The organism is Neoroseomonas rubea, assembly GCF_016106015.1.
Lineage (GTDB): Bacteria > Pseudomonadota > Alphaproteobacteria > Acetobacterales > Acetobacteraceae > Neoroseomonas > Neoroseomonas rubea.
In genome coordinates, this window is the sequence record NZ_JACADQ010000333.1 from 1 (window position 1) to 4,629 (window position 4,629).

Annotated in this window: 5 protein-coding genes; 1 reads left to right on the forward strand and 4 read right to left on the reverse strand. The window is 73.3% G+C overall.

Features of this window, described 5'->3' with window-relative positions:
• Positions 1-141: 141 nt before the first annotated feature.
• Both HW577_RS21070 and HW577_RS21075 read right to left on the reverse strand, forming a co-directional pair.
• On the reverse strand, positions 142-1,032 hold the full coding sequence (locus HW577_RS21070; RefSeq protein ID WP_198378086.1) for a fumarylacetoacetate hydrolase family protein: 891 nt from the start codon (positions 1,030-1,032) through the stop codon (positions 142-144).
• 77 nt (positions 1,033-1,109) lie between these two features.
• Positions 1,110-2,078, reverse strand: a complete 969-nt coding sequence (locus HW577_RS21075; RefSeq protein WP_198378087.1) for a M14 family metallopeptidase — start codon at positions 2,076-2,078, stop codon at positions 1,110-1,112.
• A 381-nt stretch (positions 2,079-2,459) separates the two neighbouring features.
• On the opposite strand from HW577_RS21075, the gene HW577_RS21080 reads away from it, so the two are divergent.
• On the forward strand, positions 2,460-2,936 hold the full coding sequence (locus HW577_RS21080) for a CAP domain-containing protein (RefSeq protein WP_198378088.1): 477 nt from the start codon (positions 2,460-2,462) through the stop codon (positions 2,934-2,936).
• Between the two features lie 3 nt (positions 2,937-2,939).
• Here the strand turns inward: HW577_RS21080 and HW577_RS21085 are convergent, their stop codons facing one another.
• Positions 2,940-3,761, reverse strand: a complete 822-nt coding sequence (locus HW577_RS21085) for an MBL fold metallo-hydrolase (protein ID WP_198378089.1) — start codon at positions 3,759-3,761, stop codon at positions 2,940-2,942.
• On the reverse strand, positions 3,758-4,492 hold the full coding sequence (locus HW577_RS21090) for a DsbA family protein (RefSeq protein ID WP_198378090.1): 735 nt from the start codon (positions 4,490-4,492) through the stop codon (positions 3,758-3,760). The genes HW577_RS21085 and HW577_RS21090 overlap by 4 nt, the downstream gene beginning before the upstream one ends.
• Positions 4,493-4,629 lie beyond the last annotated feature (137 nt).

Consider the following 4,629-nt stretch of genomic DNA (forward strand, 5'->3'; position numbering starts at 1 on the left):
CGGGCGCGGTGATCCGCCCCGGCGTGACGGTGGGCGCCGGGGCCATCGTCGCCGCCGGCGCGGCGGTGGTGGAGGACGTGCCGCCCGGCGCGATGGTGGCCGGCGTTCCCGCCCGCCCCGTCGCGCCGGGCTGAACCGCCGTCAGGCGCCGATCGTATTCGTCAGCGTGCCGATGCCCTCGATCGTCAGCGCCATCACGTCGCCGGGCTTGAGCGTCTGCGGCGGCTGCATCGCGTAGCCGACGCCTTCCGGCGTGCCGGTCATGATCACGTCACCGGGCAGCAGGGTGAAGCCGGCCGAGAGCTGGTGGATGATCTCCTTCACGTCGAAGATCATCTTGCTCGTGCGGCTCGCCTGGCGCTGTTCCCCGTTGATGGTCAGCCCGATGGCGAGGTCCGACGCGTCGAGATCCGCCGCCGGGACGATCCAGGGGCCCATGGGGCAGGAGCGGTCGAGCGACTTGCCCTTGAACCACTGCCCGTGGCGGCGCTGCAGGTCGCGCCCGGTCACGTCGTTGCCGATGGTCCAGCCGAAGACGTGGTCGAGCGCGCGCTCCTTCGGGATGTCGGCCCCCGCCGTGCCGATGACGGCGACGAGCTCGACCTCGTAGTCGAGCCACTTCGTCACATCCGCATGCGGCGGCACCAGCGCGCCCGGCGCGATGACGCAGTCGGGCGCCTTGGTGAAGAATTGCGGGAACTTGGGCACCTCGGAATTCGTGATCCCGCGGGTGCGGTCGCCCTCGGCCACATGGTCCATGTAGTTGCGCCCGACGCAGAAGACGTTGCGGCGCGGGCGCGGGATCGGCGCCTGCAGCGCGACCGAGGCGAGCGGCAGGATCGCGCCCGCGGGCGGGTTCGCCGCCAGGGCACGGATCGCCGCCATCGCGCCCGGCCCGGCCTCGATCAGCGAGACCATGTCGCGCGCCGGCGGCATGGCGGCGGCCAGGTCGAGGACGCGGTCGCCCTCCAGCAGCAGGCCGGCGCGGCTGCCCGCGGCGTCGGCGAAGGTGATGAGGCGCAGGGCGGCCATGGCGTTTTCCCCCGAAGGATTGGTGCCGCCGCACGCAAGCGCGCCCGGCGGCGGCGCGCAAGCCCCGGCGGGTCGCTTCAGGGGAGAAGCCGCGCGAGCCGGACCGCGGTGTGCCCGCGCGGCACCATCGGCGTCGGCATCACCAGCAGGCAGTCGTCGTGCGGCGTGCGGATCTCGTCCTCGCCATCCAGCGCGATCAGCGTGTTGCGGGCGGGAATCACCTCGCCGCCGCGGAACTCGCGCACGAAGGCGAAGTCGCGCGATGCCGCGGTGATGGTACGCGTGACGATCGCGCGGCGCGGCGCGGGCAGTGCCGGCGGGTCGGGCGGCAACGGATCGCCGGGCCGCGCCATGCCGAGGTGCCGCAGCACCCGCGCAGCGGCGAGGTTCATGCGCCCGACGGTCGCGTCCTGCCAATGCGCGCCGGCCTCGACCAGCACGGCGGTCGCGTCCGTCGCCGGGTCGGCGAAGCGGGCATAGTCGATCATGCGGCGCCCGCCGGCATGGCCGGCATCGGAGACGATGACCGGCGGCACGCCGATCGCGACACCCAGCCGAGCGGCCTTCTCCGTCTGCCCCGCCAGGATCAGCGGGTCGGAGGGCCAGAGCATGGAATGCAGGTCGAGCAGGACATCGACCGTGTCGAGCAGCGGCCGCAATTCCCGCGCCCGGCGCAGTTCGGAGGAGATTCGCCGCATATCGAGGTCGGCTTCCGACCAGCAGCGGTTCAGGTCCTCGTCCACGAAGCGCGTCGCCGTCGGGTCGGCCGGGTCGAAGCGGCGGAAGGCGGCGAGGTTGCAGAAGGCGAGCGACAGCCGCCCGCGCGCGGGTCGCACGCCGTCGCGCAGCCAGCGGTCGAGCACATGCGCGCCGGCGATCTCGTTGCCATGCACCAGCGCGGTGATGGCGAGGTGCGGGCCACTCTCGGCCCCGGTGAAGGTCCAGACGCCCGGGATGCCCGCATTTCCGTCGATCCAGCGCCGGATGTCCGGCAGCGCGATCTCGACCGGCACGGAGAGCGGCAGGAAGGCGGTCGAATCGGTCATGCGGCCGGGCGCCTTGTCCCGTGGCGCGGCGCGCGCCGCATCGTCGAAGCTCGCCTGCCGTCTCCCGCCGTCACCATCGCCTCCGTAGAACTACAGTCTATACAGGTCGGGGGCCTCGTCTATCCGGAGTGGAAAACGGTGCGGCGGCGCGCCCACCGGTTGCGGCACCGGACGCCATGCTCGGAAATGCCTTGGCAGCAAAGCATTGGCACGCACCAAGCCTTTCTCGCGATCGGGCACCGGCGGAATGTTCATGCTCCGGATCGACGGCGCGCGCGATGGCCATGTGACCTTGATCACCGGACGCATCGGCGGGACGAAGGCGCGCCGCGCGCGCGTTCGCGGCAGGAACGCCCGCTCCATCCCACCGACCAGGACGCCATGCTCCCTCGCCGCCTGCTGCCCGCGCTGCTTCCCCCTCTGATCCTGGGGCGGGAGGCGCTCGCCGCCGACCCCGGCACCCAGCAGGCCGTCCGCGCCGAGGTGAACGCCGCCCGCGCGGCCTTCGGGCGCGGGCCGCTCGGCATCGACGATCGCCTCTCCCGCGCCGCCACGGCACACGCGCGCGACATGCTCGCGACGTCGCGCATGGACCATCGCGGCAGCGACGGCAGCGACCCCGGCGCGCGGATCGCCCGCGCTGGCTATCGCTGGCGGTCCTTCCGGGAGAATGTCGCCGCGGGCCAGGGCAGCCCGCGGGAGGTCGTGGTCACCTGGATGAACAGCCCCGGCCACCGCGCGAACATCCTGGCCGACGACGTGACGCAGATCGGCGTGGGCTTCGCCGGCGGGCCGGGGATGATGTTCGGCAACGTCCCCCGCCTGTTCTGGACGCTGGTGCTGGCCGCACCGCGCTGACCTTCAGGGCGCGAGCGGCCCCGGCCCTTCCACCGCGCGGATGTAGCGCGCGACGGAGGCGCGCACCGCGTCCTTGCCGCCCGCCGGGATCACCCGGTCCCACCACGCGCCGTAGACGGCATCGAAGTCGAGCGCCTCGAGCACCGCGCCCATGCGCGCCACATCCGCCGCGGGCAGCGGCACCCAGTTCGGGAAGGACCACATGAAGGAGACGTGCCGCCGGTCCGGCGTCACGCTCGCGATGTCGCCCGTCATGATCGCGCCGCGCCCGTCCGCCCAGTGCAGGATGGTACCGCCGGCGAAATGCCCGCCCAGGCGATGCAGCGTGACGCCGGGCAGCACCTCCTGCCGCTCGCCGTCCCAGAAGCGGATGGCGGGGTCGGGGCGCATCACCCAGCGCGCATCGTCGGCATGCAGCAGCACCGGGCAGTCGAAGGCATGCGCCCAGTCGACCATGCTGGCGTAGTAGTGCGGATGGCTGATGGCGATGGCGGCGATCCCGCCCAGCGCCTTCACGATCGCAACCGTCGCGGGATCGAGCAGCGCGACGCAGTCCCACAGCACGTTGCCCGCGGGCGTGCGCAGCAGCAGCGCGCGCTGCGCGATGCCGAAATCGGGGAACATGCCGCAGCCGAGCAGATCCGGCGCGACCTCCCGCCAGCCCACCGCGTGCCGGCGGGCGAGTGCCTCCATCGTCGTCCAGGCCTGGCCCGACCCGGGCACCCATTGCCGCGGATCCTCGCAGATCGCGCAGGTCTCCGGCGGGGCGACGGAGGGCGCGTGCTGCGTGCCGCAGGTGGCGCAGATGAAGGCCGTCGCGGTCATCGCCGCCGCTGCCGCTCCTGCGCGACCATGCGCTCGAGTTCCGCGAGCGGCACCGCGCCGGGCACCAGCGTATCGCCGATGACGAGCGCCGGCGTGCCCTCGATCCGCAGCGTGCGGGCGAGCGCGATGTTGGCGTCGAGCCGGCGCTGGATCGCCGGGTCCTCCATCTCCCGCAGCAGGCGCGGCACGTCGAGGCCGACGCGCGCGGCCTCCTCGCGGATGACCTCGTCCGTCGGCTCCCCGCGCAGGAGCATCAGCGCGTCGAACAATTGCGGGTACTTCCCCTGCCGCTGCGCGGCGAGCAGCGCGCGCGCGGCGACGACGGATTGCGGCCCGAGGATCGGCAGGTCCTTCATGATCACGCGCACCTGCGCGTCGCGGCTGAGAAGCTGCGTCATCTCCCCATGCAGCCGCTTGCAGAAGGGGCAGCGCATGTCGGCGAACTCGACGATCGTGACATTGCCGCGCGGGTTGCCGCGCACCGGGTCGGCCGCGTCGCCGAACAGCGCCTGGCGGTGCGCGGCGATGGCGGCGCGCTGCGCGCCCGTCCGTTCCTGTTCCTCCGCCGCCTGGATGGCGCCGAAGGCGTCGCGCAGGATCGATGGGTCGCGCCGCAGCGCGTCGCGCAGGATGGAGACGATCTCCTCCCGCTGCGCCTGGGTGAAGGACTGCGCGATCGCGCGGCCGCCGATCAGGGTTCCGGCCGCGGCCAGAAGGAAGGCTCGTCTCATCGTCTCTCCTGGGCGCCGGCGCGCCCGCTACGCGGCCCGCCCCGCGGGCATTCGCGCCGCGCGGCATTCGACCGGCCGCGCGCATCCGCGGGCCGTCAGTCTGCGCGCATGGGCGCCGCCGCTCAACAGCCGAGCGG